Origin of the sequence: Ensifer canadensis (assembly GCF_017488845.2) — a bacterium.
In the GTDB taxonomy this organism is placed as follows: Bacteria; Pseudomonadota; Alphaproteobacteria; order Rhizobiales; family Rhizobiaceae; genus Ensifer; species Ensifer canadensis.
Map to the genome: position 1 here is coordinate 21,234 of NZ_CP083372.1, position 14,930 is coordinate 36,163.

Consider the following 14,930-nt stretch of genomic DNA (forward strand, 5'->3'; position numbering starts at 1 on the left):
ACGCAGATGCCGCGAGGAGCCTTACGATACCGAGATGCGATCAAATTTCGCGGACGTTTTCCGCTTTGGCTTTGCCGGTCTTTCGATCTTGGCCCACCTCATAGCTTACCCGCTGCCCCTCACGAAGTGACCCGCTCCCTTGCAAGGCTGACACGTGGACAAAAACGTCCTGACCACTGTTTTCCGGAGTGATGAACCCAAATCCCTTGTCGTTGTTGAAGAACTTAACCGTACCAGCTGCCATAAAGAGTCCCCGTTTTCGCGCGCCGCGAGGCGGTGAGAGAAGAATATTGTCCTAAACGCTCGCAGGCAAGTTGCCGACAGAATTTTGCTAGACCAAAACGACTCAATACGCGGTCGACAATCCTGCGGCCCAAGGCAGCGTGGGGTCTTGAAAATCAGTACCAGTGATCGCATCTAAGGAACATCACCCGTTATCGACGACTACCTGCAGCGACATCGTCGCGCGTTTTTGGCTGTCCGGGTCTGCGAAGGGCGCTCTCCGAGAGGATCGAGCGCCCTTCGCGTTTATATGGCTTGAATGGCTTTACAGCGTTCCGCGCCGAAACCTGACCGACGTCGATTGTCAAAAAGCTCACTACTCATCGCTCAATGCCCCCGAAATTTCTTTACGCAGCTTTTTGATTTCGCGCTTCTTCGCTGGTGTGGTGTCAAATAAATTGAGAACTCTGCCAATTGCCTCGTCTGCATCGCTTTGACGACGAGCGCTTGCGTTTACTGCGGCCCTGAAATCCGGCTTCCCATCTGATGGCGTCAGCTCTTTGCTGCTACTTTTTAGGTTTAGTCCGTTTGGCATCCTGATCGAGGCCGCTACGTGAGCGCGGGGGGCCTTCAGCGCAAACTTTTCGCCTGGTGCGACCGTACTCTGCGCGGCTTGGTTTGATGGACAGGGGTCTATGTGCTCTACCACCACCTCTGGAGTTCTTGTCATCCGGTGTTGTTCATTGGTTGCGGCGATTGGCAGCCAAGCGCGCTTCATCAGTTCATCATCAGCATAATAGAAGTTTCGAAGGCCGAATATGGGTTGCTGATTGCGCAACTTGATGATGCAGCGCGTCTCGTTCATCGCCCCGAGTTCATCGGGGCGCATGAGCGGACGCATCGCTGTCCTGTACGACATGGTCGCGCCCTTGCGATCAAAAAGCGTGACGCCCGTCGAAACCGCCTTGTCGACAGTAACTTCTTTGCGCTCACCGAGCAGTTGCGAGACATAACGCTGATCCTCGGGATCCTGGGCCCCGAGGAAGATTTGGGCGCGGGCGGAATTCACCAGCGTCTGTCGACCTTCCCGCGTGTACACGTTGTCGATGGATCGTAGCGATTGGACGAAGAACCAGCATGGTATGCCGTAGCCGCCAAGAACGGTCGCGACGGTGAGGGCGTTCTCCAGCTTTCCTAGGTTCTGAAACTCATCGAGCAAGACCAGCACCCGCCGCTCGCCGCGCGTCATCATATTACGCGACATGTAATCCATGAACTGGACCATCAGCACATTGAAGATCGGACCGATGGAAGCAACCTGTTGGATCCGGAAATCCAGGTAGAGGCTCATGTTCTCGCGCCGCATCGCGCGAATGTCGAAGGTCGATCGCGCTGTCGCCCGCAGAATTCGATTGTTTTTAAACGGCCGGACGGCTGCGGCAAGCGAGCCGTAAACCCCGTCGAACTGTTTGCCCGCCATAACCGCAAAGCGCGCTATGGTCGTATAGGTAAAAGAACTGATCCATTCGGCCCGAAGCTCCGGATTGGCAACCTCCTCCAGCCACTCGCGCAACGGCTGGTCACCGCCTTCCACGACATTGAGAACCGTTCCGAGATTTTTGTCTTTGTCGGGGATGTCAGGATTTTCCAAAACCCAGGAGGTGACACCGGCAAACAGAGCACGCGCATCAGAAATCCAGTAGGCATCGCCCTTTGGCGTGGGCAAAAGGGCGGTGGCGATCGAATTGATATCGATGTCGCGCTGATCGGGATTAATGGCGACGAAGTCGAGGGGATTGTAGCATTCGGTGTCGCCGTTCTCGTCGGCCGGCGAGAAGCGCAAGACGCGTGAGAATTTCGAGCGGTGGCCGGCCGTAGCCTCATAGGTTTCGCCGCGCATATCGAGAACGACGATGCTGTCTGGCCAGAGGAGACAATTGGGCACGATAAGCGACGCGCCCTTACCGGATCGCGGCGGGCCGATCACAAACCCCCCAACGTCATCACCATCGATCCACAGCTTCTTGCCGCCGAACAATTTTGGCTTTGTCAGCCGTCGCCTGCCGGAACCACACTGGGTAAAACCGCCGGGAACCTTGATCAGGCTACCGCCGATCCGGCCAACGAACACGCCACCGGTGCGCGTGAGACCGAGGGCTCGCGCCTCCATTGTGCTCAGGAAGCGCGCATCGGTGGATTTCTTCTTGCCAGTCGCAAGCGTGATCAGCATCGCGGCGCCGGCAACAAAACCAGCGCCCGCCGCGATCGCTGGCCGATGCCACTCACCGGCATAGAGATCGAGACGCGCGGCCTTGTACGAGGCCAGAAGATCGCCCTGCAGCGCCTGCAACATCCACGTCGAATTGTCGAAAGTGTAATAGAGGCCAGCATAGGCAAGCGATGCCACGAACACCGCCGTCGCCGTGGCAATGAGAAGACCTAATAGCAGGAGGGCTGGGTTCATGACGCATCCGCCTTGGTGAACACGATCTCCGACACCACACGGCGTCCGTCGGGCATGCGCGCGAGCTGAACCACGATCGGAATGACCTCCTTCAGGTAGTCGATTATCTCCTGTTTTTTCAGGTCCATGCCACTTTGCATGACCATTAGCGCTAGGCGCTCATAGGCTGATCGACCGGAATTCGCGTGGACGGTGGTCAGAGAGCCGGGATGGCCGGTATTGATCGCCTGGAGGAACGAAAAAGCTTCCGCCCCGCGAAGCTCGCCAAGCATCAGCCGGTCGGGACGCATGCGCAGCGAGGCTTCGAGAAGTTGCTGTTGCGTGACTTTGGCACGCCCTTGGTCGCCTTTGGAGGCGAGCAGGGCGACCGTGTTCGGTGTGATCGGCTTCAGTTCACGCGTATCCTCGATTGTGACAATGCGCTCCTCTTCCGGGATTTCCTTCAAAAGTGCATGGAGGAAAGTCGTCTTGCCAGTAGACGTGCCGCCGGACACGACGATGGAGACCCGCAAGCGCACGGCGGTCCGAAGGAATTCCATGGCATCGACGTCGCCTTGCATCATCGCGGCTAGCTGTTCTTCGGCAGCCGACAGCGAAAGCTGGCGCCCGACACGCGTTTGCTCAAAGGCTCCTCGCTGCTGATATACGTCGAGGCCGATATCATGAATGACTTGCTTGCGGATGGAGATGGCGCCGCCCGCCGGCGCTGCTGGTGGCAGCACGCATTGGAAACGCTCCCCGGACGGAAGCGACGCCGATAGGATCGGGTGTTCATCATTGACGACCTGGTTGGTGGAGCCGGCGACCCGCTCGCTCAACGTCCGGATCCATTCGGAGGTGAACTGCGTGTCTTCCACACGTTCCATGCTGCTTACGCCCAGGCGTTCAATGAACAGCTCTCCCGGCCGATTGGCCGAGATCTCGGAGACGCGATCATCCGCCAGAAGAGGTCTTAGCCGTTCAAGGGCTTTTTCGAGAAACGGGAACGCGCTCATTTATAGACCGGCGCGATCGGATAGTAGGGGGTGGGGTCGACATCGCGGCGAATCTGCCCGCCACGTTTCAGGCGCATCATTTCCTGCCGGACCGGATCGGCATAGAAATCGGAGAAGTCGAGATCGCGCCTGAGATAGACGATGACGGGCTCGCCTTGAGCGACATAGATCGTCGGCGGGATTTTCGAGCTTTCCTTGAACGCTTCGTTGGCGATCTCCTGGAGGATGGATGAAGATTTCTCGGCGGCAATGGCGCGCGCCTCCGCGGCCGTTTGGCTAGGTTCGGTCGTCACCGTCGTAACGGCGCCGGTGATGGGATCCACAGTGGAGATCGACCGGGCGCTATTAGTCGGCGTTTCGCCGAGGGCGGACACATATTCCGCAGCACCACCGATCACCGAAAGCATGATCGCCGAGCCAAAGCGCTCCCAGAAATGCGTGTCGATCTCTCCGGTCAGGCCAGCACGACCAAGCCGGTCGGCGCCGGGCGAGGCGATCTCGACCGACAGGCCGTCGGATCGGATCACTCGTGACCAAACGACAAATATGCGTTTCTGGCCGCGCGCCAGCCCGGACTTGTATTCACCGATTAAGCGAGAGCCCTTCGGGATGAGGATGCGTCCGCCGTCGAGCGAGCGCACATCCTCACGCACCACGGCGCGCACCATCCCGGGAAGGTCCGTATTAATGGCCGTTTCCAGAAAACCGCGGATCATCGTCCCTTGAGCAACGAGCGCGTCGGTGCGGTCAAAGCGGGTCGCCTTTACGATGCCTGCCGTCTGTTTCTCGGACTGTGCCAGAAAGGCCTTGTTTGCGTCGGTATCCGCCCCCGGGACGGTCACGAGTTGACCATCATCGGCGATGGTGACCGACTGGTCGCTCCCGGACAAACTCTCACTGTTTGACCCGTCGACAATAACCTGTTCCGAGCGCAACCGTTCCCACCGGGCCTTTTCCTCGTCTTCACGGCGCTTGGCTTCCAGTTGCGCCAGCCGCTCGTCTTCTTCCGCGCGCCGGCGTGCCTCTTCCATCCGGCGCCGCTCTTCCTCAGCCAGGCGGCGGGCTTCCTCGATCTGTCGCAGTTTTTCTAGGTCTTCACCTTGGTTGACCGTGACATCAACTGTCGCAGCATCCACTGGCTTCTTCTCCTCGACCATAGGGATCTGCACGAGGTTGGGATCGGCTGCCTGTTTGACCGGCTCCTCCGGGAAATTACGAATGCTGGTATTGGATGTTTCGAAGGTTTCGGTTGCGCCCTCGTTGAGGCCGGGGTTCTGAGGACCCGTCGGCCAGTTGACGTAGGCGAGCACGCCCGCACCGACGACGAGGAGCAGCGGAAGCGCCAGCTTGCCGAGACGGCCGTTGCGGGTGCTGGCGACACTGCTTTGACCATCGAGGTGGTCGAAATCGATCCTGCTCATCGCTGGCTGCCCTCCTTGGTGTCAAGGTTCTTCGGACCATAGGCATCCTCGACAAGATCGAAGGACCGGCGGTTGGCCTGCCGGTTATAGAGGCACAGCCATTTGTCGCCGGCGCGTAGCGTGAATTGGGCGGAGATCTTGTCGACCACGACGTATTTACCTTGGGTGCGCAGGTTGACGAGCGACTCCTGACGCTTGCCTTCGACGACGAAGATCGCCGGGATTTCATCCGGAAACTCCAGATACATATGAGTGCCGTCATCGAAGGCGACGCGCGGCTTCAGGCTCGTGTCACCCCGGAAGACATAGTCGTAGTTAAGACGGCTCGGACCGAGGCCTTTCAGCAGCGGGTCCTTGGCGCTATCCTGGGCTGCTGCCAGAAGACGGGCGTTCACGTCTTCGTCCGGATACTTGAACCGCACCTGGAAAGCAGCTCTTAGATCGGCTGCGGCCGAGCCCTTCAGAAGAAGCGCATAGACCCGCTGGTTGGTGACAATGTTGACGTTGGTCTCGGCGTTTTCGCGCGGCGGTTTGACAAAGAGGATGCTCGACCCCTTCTTCGGCACGATCGACCAGCTGGCCGTGTCGCCAGCCGAGATTGTCTCGATCACCTCAGAGCTTCCCAGCTGGATCATCGTCGATACACCAAGGCCAGCAGGCACGGTGACGACGGCATTATTGTTGAAGGTGATGTAGCGGATACGGGGATCGGCGGCCGCCAAGGGCTTTGCCATTATCAGCAGCGTCAGGGCGGCGAGGAGGAAACGGGATTTCTGCATCAGCGTGCCGCCTTATCAGCCGGCAGGACTTCCGGAAGTGACTCTTGGTCGCGCCGATATTCGACGACCTGGAAACCGAGCGGGTTGTCGAAGCGATATTCGTTCTTCAGTGGCGCGGTCGTGTAGCGGAATCGCACAACCGAAACCCAGTGCTCGCGCCGCAATGTGTTGTCGCGGCGTGTTTCTGTTGAGAAGCGCACGGTCGCCGTCGACGAATTCAGAAATGATACCGACTTGATCGTCACGGAAATGTGCGTGTCTCGGCCAAGCAGCTTATCCCGCGACTGCGGGTTGGATGGCTCGAATTCGTGGCGCAGGTCGACCGAGGCCTGTGCCGTCGAATAAAGCTGGGCAAGGTCGTAATTATCCTTCAGTCCTCGCGGATCATAGGTTTCGCGCGCCCTGATGTAGCGGACGATGTTGGCGGTCTTGATCGCATCGTTCTCCGAAAGCTTGCTCTCATCCAGCGAGCGTGCGACCTCAACGAAACCAGTGGTCTTGTCAGCTACCACAACGACGGCCTCGAACTGCTTTAAGGGAACCAGGAGATTGAGGGCCGACAGGCTGAGCAGCGTCGAGGCCGCCGCAATCGTTGCCACTGTCCAGGCGATTTTTCGCGATCGACGTTCCTTGCGATAGAGTTCCGCCTCCCATGACGCGCCCGCATGCCAATAGGCGCTGAGGTCCACGGGAGGGGTATTGGGCTGATGTTCAGTCGTTTCTGCGTTGGCCATATCTGCTTCCAATGCGCCGCGTTCGCGGCGTGATAAATTATATTTAATTCTCCGGGCGTGGAGAGCCCCGGAACGATCTCCCGGCGTCGTTATGGGCGTGATCGTTCGGTTAGAAAATCAACGGTGAGAGCTCAAAAGCTACCGCTGTCCCGGCGGGATTGCAAAACGTTCGAGCCTCAGCTGCACCACCGCATCAGCGTTCTCTCGAACGCGGAATTGGAGAAGTAGAAGCTTCTATCGTCCTTCACCTCGATCCGGACCGTATCCCGATCGCCATCCGCTTGATCTGCGCCAGCCTCAATCCAGAGGACGTCGAGGACGTAGGAATTGCCTTCATGTTTGGCGGATGTCACCGTTCCGGTGGTCTTGTTGGCGGCGATACCCTTATCCTCGATATAGATGAACGCGGCAGCAGCAGCATCGCAGCCACCATCCACAGGGGCATATGCTCCAGTCAGTACCGGAACGATCGCGCTTATCGACTGCGCCATCACCATGGTGGGAAACAGCATGGCAGACATTATGAGCGCTGCAGACGTCTTGTTCATCAGGGTCTCCCAGACTCAAAAGCCAAACATGGCGGCAATGCCGTGAAGGTAGGCTGTGGCAGAACCGTAAATTTCGATGCAATATTCAGCCAACGGTTTGAAGAAAATGACAGCGCCAAGGAAAAGCAAGTAGCCGACTCCGCCGCGAGGCCTACCTCCGGAGCGACCAGCCTCAGCTAATTCTTCGTTGATACGGTTCTGCTCATCTATGGCGGCGAACCGGCGACGATCGTCTTGCCAAGGGTGCATGGTCTGCTCCTTCCGAATAACTATATTTATCAAACGCAGTCGTGGGAGAACACCCTAAAGCTGCCCATTCTTTTCGGTTTCTCTCTGAATTGCGCGAGCGCGAGCTGCTTGCACATCTGTCGATGATCGGCGGCTCTGAAGGCCAGACCGTAGAATTCTGGCTCGTCCGCTAACCTGCCGTTCGGCTAGCGCCAGTGAGCGCCGCCCTCCAATAAACGCCGTATCTCCTTGTCCCAGCATCGTGCCTCCCACTATGGCTGCCGCAAACGACGGAATAAACCTGAACACCACGATACCGAGCAGGCAGACAATCACGAATGGCGCCACATAGGACAGCTTGCTTTCCGTGGCCGTATTGTTGGCCGTGTTTATGGCGAGCTCAATGAGTTGGTACAGGAAGGCGAGAAACGACATCATCAACGTTTGCGTCACCATCAGGTTGACCATGAGCAGCAGCCAGCCATCCGTAAACCGGAAGGTCCAGCGATAGAGCGCCAGTATGATGAACACCGGCGCCAGCGCCAGGGTAATGAACAGCATAAGCTTGGCGGCAAGGATCGCGGCAGCCGCGACCGCGATAAAGATCATGGCGACGACAAAGACGACAGCACCGATGAGGGCGCCAACATACTCGAACGTGCCGGTCGCCACTTGTTCATAGACTTTGCCCGCGGTCTCAAACACCGCATCGAGGATCTTCACGACGCCGGTCGTATCGTCAGTTCCGCCGTCGAGTATCCCGCCCGAGCCTGCAATCGACTCGATGATTGTGTCGGAGACCAGGTTCGGCACGGCTTGCACGAGCTGGTAGAGCGTGGCGGAAAAGGCATCCCAATTGGTCGCCATATAGTAGATGAGAAGGCTCGCCCCAGCCGCCAAGCCGCTTCCGGTACGGAAAATCCGTCCCGGCTGGCAAGAATCATGTAGCCCCACCAGATGACATAGAGTGTCAGCATCGACCCGAACAGGACGGTGACTTGAAGGGCCAAGCCTTCATAGGCGTTCGAGATAAAGGTCTCGCCGATATTGTCGAGCTTCTCGAAGATGTCCGAAATGATCGTGGTCGCTGCCATCTCGTTATTCCTTCAGGACGGACGTAAACACGTCATTGACCGGAAGGGCAGGGCCACACAAGTCGTCGGCCGGCCCATATCCGGAGATCGGCGGGCAGGGGGCTTTCTTCTCGCCCTTTGTCTGGCAGCCAGCAACGAAGACCAGCCCTACCAGCATTGTCATCACGAGCAATCGCATGCGGTCTCACTTGAACGGGTTGATGTCTTTATATCGCAGCATCTTGGCGGTCTCGGATTGCTGCGTCAGTCGCATCTGCATCTCGGTATTGAGAGCGGAGACCGCGCCGTTCGAAACGCCGATCAACTCATTGATGGTACGCGCCGTCTCCAGCTGCATGCGGGTATTGGCGTCGACCGAGCCCTTTACGTCTTCGGATGAGCCGATCTGGCCAGTCGCCGACTGAAGCGACTGTTCCCTCTTGGAGATCCCTTGCGTCGCCTGCTGCGTCAGTGCCGAGAGCAGCGTGACTGTGTTGACGGCGCCGGAGAACGCACTGTTCATCGCGCCCGCATCTTCGCCGTCAACGATTGCCTTCACCTGTTTGACGAGCTGAAGGCCGTTGATCAACGTCGCCGCGATATTCTGGGAGTTGGCGTCGAGGCCGCCAAAGGACAGCGTTCCACCGTTCATGATGGATGAGAAAGATGGTGCTGCGGAAACTGACATATTTCCGCTTAAGCCGGTCGAGGAAATACCCATGGACCCGTCGCGACTTCCGGAGAGGGCACCAAGGATCGCCTTGGTCTTTTCCAGGATGTCGGTATTTGTGTTCATGATTTTGCCAGTGTTTTCGGCATTCTTTCTGGCGATCGTCAGGTTGGCGTTGTCGATGACCGGAACGTCGGCAAACGCCGGCGTTGAAACGGCAAGTACAGCAGCGATAGCAAGTCTCGCTCTCATGATGGAACCTCTTAATCGGCCGCCTCTGCGGCATTTTGGATGGACAGAAGATTGTCGGCGATCGCGCCGTCGGAACTGCCCGAAGACGACAGCACCGACGTTTCACCCTCGGCTGCAGCGATGACAGCGCAACGTGGCCAGTCGGCGCGCGGCACCTTCATTTGCTCGAGAATGACGGGATCACAGCTATAGGGATTGACGTTGGGATCGGACTTCATGGCCTTGGCGGTCTCGGAGGTCTTTGACAGCTTCATCTGCAGGCGCGCCTGCAACAGCTCGTTAAAGAGGTGTTCAGCAGCTCGGCGTTGACGGCGCGCGCTTGCGTGTTGTCATCCCAGGCGTCTTGGTAGATTTCCGAAGCACCGACCGATGACGACAGGGCATCGATCCGTCGCCCGGCTTCCTGCACGCGGGCAGAGCTCCTATCGATCCCGGAGATCGCCCTGTCGACGGAGCCAGAGGCGGCACGATTGGCGTTGCGCGTGGCCTCGGATCCGTAGTCGACAGTGGACTTGTAGGATGGCGAAGAGATCTCCTCGATATTGGAGCCGCCAGCATAAGCGTTGAACCATCCATGGTTCCGACCAACCTTGCCGGCCCAGTTCTTCTGTTCTGCCGCAGTCGAGCCATTGTACCAGGAGGCAAGGCAGGCATAGTCTGTCGTCCCGCACTTGTTGACGCCGAGACCCAGATATTTGACGCCGCCCTCGATATTCTCCTCGTTGATATCGCGGTCGAAACCCATGCCCTTGCCGGTGCGTTTCGTCAGCTGCATCACGCCCTTGACACCGGTCGGTGAGCCTGAGCAGGTAGAAATCCCGGACTCCGCATGCGCGACAGACAGCGCCAGGCCGACGGGAACATTGTATTTGTCGGCATAGTGCTTGATCAGCTCGACATTGCTGGTGTCTTCATTCACTGCCTGCGCCGGCGATCGATACAAACGCCGGTTCTTTTCCTTCTGCGAGATGTTGCAGCTGGTGACGGTCTGCTCCTCGAGCTGGTCGTCCTGCGTGTCTTTGTCGGTTGCCGAATGGCTTTCTTCCTCGGAGCGCTTTTTCTTCGCGTCGTCATCGATCACAGGAACATCCGCCCAGGCAGACAGCGGTGGCGCAAGGGTTAGCCCTGCGGAGAGCAAAAGAAGAATGGCTTTATGCATCACTTGCCTCCGGTATCGTCCAACCGCAGAAGTGCGGAAGCCAGGCGGCCGGCTCCTCGCCATACGTCTCTCGCAGATGCTCGCACTCGCGAACCGTTTCCGGACGCCCGGACAGCACTTTCACCAGGTCGGGCATGGCGGAGAGGTCGAGGCGGGCGATGATCGAGTCCTGCGCATGCTTGACCAGGAAGGTACGGCTTGCCTTGTCTGCCTGCTTGATGAACCGGAACTCTTTCTCCGACAGTCCGAAGGCTTTGCGGTAACTCTCCTCATCTGCCGATGCGTTTGGGAAGAAGATGTTCGTCATCGTCTGCTCGATGATGGTGTTGCGCAGATCGGAGCGCACGACGTCGGAGGCGGACTGGGTTCCGAAGCCGACGATGCCGTTCATCTTTCGAATGGTTTTTAGCCAGTCCTTGATGAAACCGGAAAACACCTCGTCGTCGAGTAGGCGCCAGCCTTCGTCGAGGAAGATCATCGACGGCCGGCCATCGAGGATTTCCTGAATACGGTGAAACATATAAAGGAGAGCGGCCGATCGCGTGCGCTTGTCGGATAGGATCTCCGTCATGTCGAAGCCGATCACCGAGCCTGAGAAATCGAGCTTGTCCTCGGCATTGTTAAAGAGCCAGCCCTTGTCGCCGGTCGTCCATTCCTTCAGCCGGTCGGCTAGATCGCCAATCCCAGATCTCATTCGGCCCTTCAGCGCCTCCGCCAGCATATTGAGCCGGCGCTGCGGCCGATCGAAGTCGGTGTAGATGCTGTCGACCGCGTCGGAGATCACGGCCATCTCTTCGGCGTGGAGCACCCGGTCCGCTGGTGTGACCAGATAGGAAATCAGCGTCTTGCCAAAACTGCGATTAGCCGGCGTATCGTCAAGCTGCAGGGGTGCAAACCCGGTCGGCTCGCCCGGCGACAGCCGCTCGTAGCGTCCGCCCATGGCACGCACGAAAATCTCGCCGCCACGGTCCTTGTCGATGAAGACGCAGCGGGGCCTCGGCTCGACCCGCATCCCTTGCGCAAGCAGGAAGGACAGCGCCACCGTCTTGCCGGAGCCGGTCGGTCCAATGACGGTAAAATTGCCGACGTCATCCTCGTGGAAATTAAAGAAGTAGGCCGTCTGGCTGGTCGTCTCCAGCAGCGAGACGGGTTTGCCCCAGTGAACTTTATGGATCTGGCCGGATGGGAAATTATGCGCGGAGAACAATCCGGCGAAATTGACCGACGAGATCAGCCCCTGTCGGGCGACATAGGCAAAGTTTGCTGGCAGCTGTGCCCACCAGCACGCTTCCTGATTGAGATCTTCACGGACAGCGACGACGCCCATGCGGGCAAGTTCGGCCGTGACGTCGGCAACAGCGCGGTTGAGACCGGCAGGCTCGCGCGCCAGCACGGCGACGGACATATGGTGTTTGCCGAAGACGACTTCGCCGGAAGCTAGCCGATCACGGGCCGTTTCGACGTCATCTTCCACGGCCGTACCACCGTCGTCGGAATTGGAGATCTGCCGGCTGATGGTCGCTATCGCCTCAGTAACGGACGTGCGATCCTCGGGAGCAAAGGAATGGGTGACGATGAACTCGTAAGGGAGCCGCAGCAGCCCGTCGAGTTGGCCCGGCGTCGTCATCGGCGGATATTCCTTGATCGACACCATAGCGGCGACCTTGGAGGTGGCACCGTCGCCTGACCAGATCTCCGTTGCCTTGCGGCCAAACAGGATTCGACCGGTCCCGACATAGTCGGCAAGGGACATACGGGGCAGGGGCATCGCCCGCTCGTCGCCGGCCGCGAGGATCTTTGCGAAAAACTCGGCCGGCTCCGAGAAGACGCCGCCTTCGCGGGTCATACAGGACAGCAGTTCCGGCCGATAGGTGCGAAAGTCGCCAACAATCCCCGAAACCATATCCTTGAGGTCGCGTAGCGCTTCGCCTTTGGCCTCGACCTCATTGTCTGCCATGCGAAAGACGTCGAACATGCGATCGACCTTGCCGGCGCGGCCGGTCATGGGCCGTCGAATGACGGTCAGATAAAGCTCATTGACGAACATCGTCCGGTGCTTCAGCCCCTCCATGTAGCGGGCATTCAGCTCGTCGGCGAAAGGATTGTCGAATTCCCCGTCGATAGCGGGCACGATCTGGCGACGGATAATGGTCGCGTAAAGTGCGAAGCGCGAGGACCCAAGCGATCGGACCGTCATGTTGCGGTTGGCAAGACGCGCGTTGATCTCCGCCTGGTCCATCGTCTGGTACGGGAGCCCGGAAAGCTTGATGACCTGCAGGAGCATACCGGTCTTGGTGACGATGGTCTCTTCGTCGACATGGCGCAGATAGGGTACATGCGTACCGATGCCGATTTCGCGTGCGCGCTCGCGTCCGAATTTCAGATCATGATTGACGATGTTCATGGGCTGTAACTCCCCGCTCTCCAGAACCTCCTGTTTCGGATCGCCCTGCGCATCGACAAGAACACCTGGACGACGCGGACGATGTGAACGTCGCGCTGGCAAAGGTAGAGCCCGATAAAATGAATGGGCAGGACGATGAGCGGCGCCAGGAAGCTTGAGGTTGCAATGAAAAGTACGATCCCGAACAGTCCGTTGACGACGAAGACGATGATATCGACGCCAAAATACATCGGCGGTCGGGTCAACGGCAGGATCAGCGGTTCCACATCGGGAGCGTCCTCGCGCATTAAATGCCCGCCGACGATTTCATCGCATCGACGAGCTGGGCTGCCCCGAAGATGATCGCGATGCCAATAACGATGGAGATCGCCCCCTGCCACGCCATGCGGCCGGTCAGAAACAGAAAGCCGAGGAAGCAGACGGCAATAATTGCCAAGGAGCGCGCGACATTGCCCTGAAGCACGCCAACAAACCACTCGAGGATCCCCTCGACGGGAGCGGCGGACTGCGCATAGGCAAAGTCCGGAGCGAGTGCCAGCCCGGTTGTCAGAAGGGCAAGGCATACCGTCGCCTTGAAGCGGGAAGGGGATACGATCGAAAGCGTGCTCATACGGAAGTCCTTTGAATGTTGAAGGGAAAGTTTGGAGAACGGTCGATCTATTCGCCGTTCCAGACGTGATCATCCCGCCAGGGGGAAGGCGCCAATGCGATCGTCTGTTTCTGAGAACGGTGGTTTCCGCCGCGCCTTTCGTCGGCAGCCAACGCCTTGGCATTGAGTGTCCAGCGGTTCATCACCTTAACGACGTATTGGGCGGTCTCGTTAAACTCGGGAATGCCGCCCTTTTGGTAGACCCGCTCCGGACCGGCATTGTAGGCGGCGAGCATCAGCAGCGGATCGTCGAACTCACCATAGAGTTTCTTCAGGTAGCGGATGCCGGCGCGAATGTTTTCCTCGGGGTCGCAGCGATCTGTGACACCATAATCAGACGCCGTGGCCGGCATCAGCTGCATGATGCCGAGAGCACCGGCATCGGAGACCTGATGCTTTCCGCTAGCGCTTTCAACGTCAACCACAGCGAGTGCGAGAGCCGGATCCAGCTGCTCTTCCGTCGCGATTGCTTTGACCATCGCAAGGGTGCTCGCGGTGTCGACTGGCTCGCAGGCGTTGGCCGAATAAGACGCTGAAAAAAGGAGGAGTAACGCGATCGTCTTCATGGAAAGGTTCCGGTTGCTGCGTCGCAGAATAAAATATAATTAATTTAGGAGGGATTCTTATGTCAACTCCAAAACGAAGGATTTTCGGTGTATCGACAACTCAAGGTCTACAGCGTGGCAATTTCTTTGATGCTGCCAAGTGCGGCTTTTGCGGTCGAAGTGGGCGAACACCCCTATGCGGAACCGCTTCCAGATTATCTCCGTCAGTTCGCCGAGGACAGCGCCAAGGTCTTTGTCTTCGAACGATTTGATGCCGAGGGCAGACTGGTCGACCGCTCCATAGAGCGGGTCAGCGGCGAGATCTCCATCGATGGGGCCGTTGAGCGAAGAATTGCCGGGTACGACATTCAGCTACGAGGCCTGAACGGCTGCCCAGCGAAGACTGTGACCTACAACCGGGTGCAGACATGGACGTGTATAGACGCCGTTCGTAACTACGCCGGAGCGATTTACAACAAGCGGGCGCACGTCATCCTCTGCAAGACCCTGATGCTCTCGTCCGCGCAAGGCCAGGCTATACCAGCATCCTGTTTCGTTCTAGTCGGGGGCATTGGCGAGCCCTACCGCACCGTCAATGACGATGACAGCATGGTTTTTCTCGGTCTAGCGGAGATCGGAAAGACGCCAGAGGGTCGATCACGGCGCCCCGATCTGGAACACGCGCAATCGCTTTCAAAAACGATGGGGTTTCAAAATGCGGATTGAGCGAACGCTGCTCTTTGCACTCATCCTCGGGTCAGAGGCTAGCGCCCAAGCCACGACCATC

General features: G+C 58.4%; 17 protein-coding genes. 1 reads left to right on the forward strand and 16 read right to left on the reverse strand.

Translation table 11 applies throughout. The annotated features are described in order from the left end of the window. Positions 1-40: 40 nt before the first annotated feature. The 16 genes from J3R84_RS28605 to J3R84_RS28680 form a co-directional block, all read right to left on the reverse strand. Complete coding sequence (locus tag J3R84_RS28605) at positions 41-244, reverse strand: cold-shock protein (RefSeq protein ID WP_203529935.1); 204 nt, start codon at positions 242-244, stop codon at positions 41-43. 354 nt (positions 245-598) lie between these two features. Beyond that, positions 599-2,686 carry a type IV secretory system conjugative DNA transfer family protein gene (locus tag J3R84_RS28610; RefSeq protein ID WP_203529936.1) on the reverse strand — a complete coding sequence of 696 codons (2,088 nt, stop codon included), beginning with the start codon at positions 2,684-2,686 and terminating at the stop codon, positions 599-601. After that, positions 2,683-3,681, reverse strand: a complete 999-nt coding sequence (gene virB11 / locus J3R84_RS28615) for a P-type DNA transfer ATPase VirB11 (RefSeq protein WP_203529937.1) — start codon at positions 3,679-3,681, stop codon at positions 2,683-2,685. The genes J3R84_RS28610 and virB11 overlap by 4 nt, the downstream gene beginning before the upstream one ends. After that, complete coding sequence (virB10, locus tag J3R84_RS28620) at positions 3,678-4,991, reverse strand: type IV secretion system protein VirB10 (protein ID WP_203529938.1); 1,314 nt, start codon at positions 4,989-4,991, stop codon at positions 3,678-3,680. The genes virB11 and virB10 overlap by 4 nt, the downstream gene beginning before the upstream one ends. 107 nt (positions 4,992-5,098) lie before the next feature. Further along, positions 5,099-5,881, reverse strand: coding sequence for a TrbG/VirB9 family P-type conjugative transfer protein (locus J3R84_RS28625; protein WP_203529939.1), 783 nt, complete (start codon positions 5,879-5,881; stop codon positions 5,099-5,101). Beyond that, on the reverse strand, positions 5,881-6,615 hold the full coding sequence (locus J3R84_RS28630; protein WP_203529940.1) for a VirB8 family type IV secretion system protein: 735 nt from the start codon (positions 6,613-6,615) through the stop codon (positions 5,881-5,883). The genes J3R84_RS28625 and J3R84_RS28630 overlap by 1 nt, the downstream gene beginning before the upstream one ends. A gap of 176 nt (positions 6,616-6,791) precedes the next feature. Further along, entirely contained in the window at positions 6,792-7,163 is a 372-nt protein-coding gene (locus J3R84_RS28635; RefSeq protein ID WP_203529941.1) for a hypothetical protein, read from the reverse strand. Positions 7,164-7,178: 15 nt separating this feature from the next. Further along, complete coding sequence (locus tag J3R84_RS28640; protein WP_203529942.1) at positions 7,179-7,412, reverse strand: hypothetical protein; 234 nt, start codon at positions 7,410-7,412, stop codon at positions 7,179-7,181. A gap of 54 nt (positions 7,413-7,466) precedes the next feature. Further along, entirely contained in the window at positions 7,467-8,291 is an 825-nt protein-coding gene (locus tag J3R84_RS28645; RefSeq protein ID WP_203529943.1) for a TrbL/VirB6 family protein, read from the reverse strand. Between the two features lie 378 nt (positions 8,292-8,669). Next, a complete protein-coding gene (locus J3R84_RS28650; RefSeq protein WP_203529944.1) occupies positions 8,670-9,386 on the reverse strand; it encodes a type IV secretion system protein in 717 nt (238 codons plus the stop codon). Between the two features lie 11 nt (positions 9,387-9,397). Beyond that, positions 9,398-9,640 carry a hypothetical protein gene (locus J3R84_RS28655; RefSeq protein WP_203529945.1) on the reverse strand — a complete coding sequence of 81 codons (243 nt, stop codon included), beginning with the start codon at positions 9,638-9,640 and terminating at the stop codon, positions 9,398-9,400. Next, positions 9,637-10,545, reverse strand: a complete 909-nt coding sequence (locus J3R84_RS28660; protein WP_203529946.1) for a transglycosylase SLT domain-containing protein — start codon at positions 10,543-10,545, stop codon at positions 9,637-9,639. Before J3R84_RS28660 ends, J3R84_RS28655 begins: the two co-directional genes overlap by 4 nt. After that, entirely contained in the window at positions 10,538-12,949 is a 2,412-nt protein-coding gene (locus J3R84_RS28665; protein ID WP_203529947.1) for a VirB4 family type IV secretion/conjugal transfer ATPase, read from the reverse strand. The genes J3R84_RS28660 and J3R84_RS28665 overlap by 8 nt, the downstream gene beginning before the upstream one ends. Next, a complete protein-coding gene (locus tag J3R84_RS28670) occupies positions 12,946-13,236 on the reverse strand; it encodes a VirB3 family type IV secretion system protein (RefSeq protein WP_046612380.1) in 291 nt (96 codons plus the stop codon). Before J3R84_RS28670 ends, J3R84_RS28665 begins: the two co-directional genes overlap by 4 nt. Then, a complete protein-coding gene (locus tag J3R84_RS28675) occupies positions 13,236-13,559 on the reverse strand; it encodes a TrbC/VirB2 family type IV secretion system protein (RefSeq protein ID WP_203529948.1) in 324 nt (107 codons plus the stop codon). Before J3R84_RS28675 ends, J3R84_RS28670 begins: the two co-directional genes overlap by 1 nt. A 47-nt stretch (positions 13,560-13,606) precedes the next feature. Beyond that, on the reverse strand, positions 13,607-14,077 hold the full coding sequence (locus J3R84_RS28680) for a lytic transglycosylase domain-containing protein (RefSeq protein WP_239637597.1): 471 nt from the start codon (positions 14,075-14,077) through the stop codon (positions 13,607-13,609). A 174-nt stretch (positions 14,078-14,251) separates the two neighbouring features. Between J3R84_RS28680 and J3R84_RS28685 the strand changes: the two genes are divergently transcribed. Beyond that, positions 14,252-14,869 (forward strand): hypothetical protein, encoded by a 618-nt coding sequence (locus tag J3R84_RS28685; RefSeq protein ID WP_203529950.1) that lies wholly within the window; start codon positions 14,252-14,254, stop codon positions 14,867-14,869. The last annotated feature ends 61 nt before the right edge of the window (positions 14,870-14,930 follow it).

Bases quoted from the DNA above. Each gene is read 5' to 3' on its own strand.
- J3R84_RS28675 (WP_203529948.1), bottom strand. From the start codon at position 13,559: ATGAGCACGCTTTCGATCGTATCCCCTTCCCGCTTCAAGGCGACGGTA.
- J3R84_RS28630 (WP_203529940.1), bottom strand. From the start codon at position 6,615: ATGGCCAACGCAGAAACGACTGAACATCAGCCCAATACCCCTCCCGTG.
- J3R84_RS28640 (WP_203529942.1), bottom strand. From the start codon at position 7,412: ATGCACCCTTGGCAAGACGATCGTCGCCGGTTCGCCGCCATAGATGAG.
- J3R84_RS28610 (WP_203529936.1), bottom strand. From the start codon at position 2,686: ATGAACCCAGCCCTCCTGCTATTAGGTCTTCTCATTGCCACGGCGACG.
- virB11 (WP_203529937.1), bottom strand. From the start codon at position 3,681: ATGAGCGCGTTCCCGTTTCTCGAAAAAGCCCTTGAACGGCTAAGACCT.
- J3R84_RS28655 (WP_203529945.1), bottom strand. From the start codon at position 9,640: ATGAAGCTGTCAAAGACCTCCGAGACCGCCAAGGCCATGAAGTCCGAT.
- J3R84_RS28670 (WP_046612380.1), bottom strand. From the start codon at position 13,236: ATGCGCGAGGACGCTCCCGATGTGGAACCGCTGATCCTGCCGTTGACC.
- J3R84_RS28635 (WP_203529941.1), bottom strand. From the start codon at position 7,163: ATGAACAAGACGTCTGCAGCGCTCATAATGTCTGCCATGCTGTTTCCC.
- J3R84_RS28625 (WP_203529939.1), bottom strand. From the start codon at position 5,881: ATGCAGAAATCCCGTTTCCTCCTCGCCGCCCTGACGCTGCTGATAATG.
- J3R84_RS28660 (WP_203529946.1), bottom strand. From the start codon at position 10,545: ATGCATAAAGCCATTCTTCTTTTGCTCTCCGCAGGGCTAACCCTTGCG.
- J3R84_RS28650 (WP_203529944.1), bottom strand. From the start codon at position 9,386: ATGAGAGCGAGACTTGCTATCGCTGCTGTACTTGCCGTTTCAACGCCG.
- J3R84_RS28680 (WP_239637597.1), bottom strand. From the start codon at position 14,077: ATGGTCAAAGCAATCGCGACGGAAGAGCAGCTGGATCCGGCTCTCGCA.
- J3R84_RS28665 (WP_203529947.1), bottom strand. From the start codon at position 12,949: ATGAACATCGTCAATCATGATCTGAAATTCGGACGCGAGCGCGCACGC.
- J3R84_RS28605 (WP_203529935.1), bottom strand. From the start codon at position 244: ATGGCAGCTGGTACGGTTAAGTTCTTCAACAACGACAAGGGATTTGGG.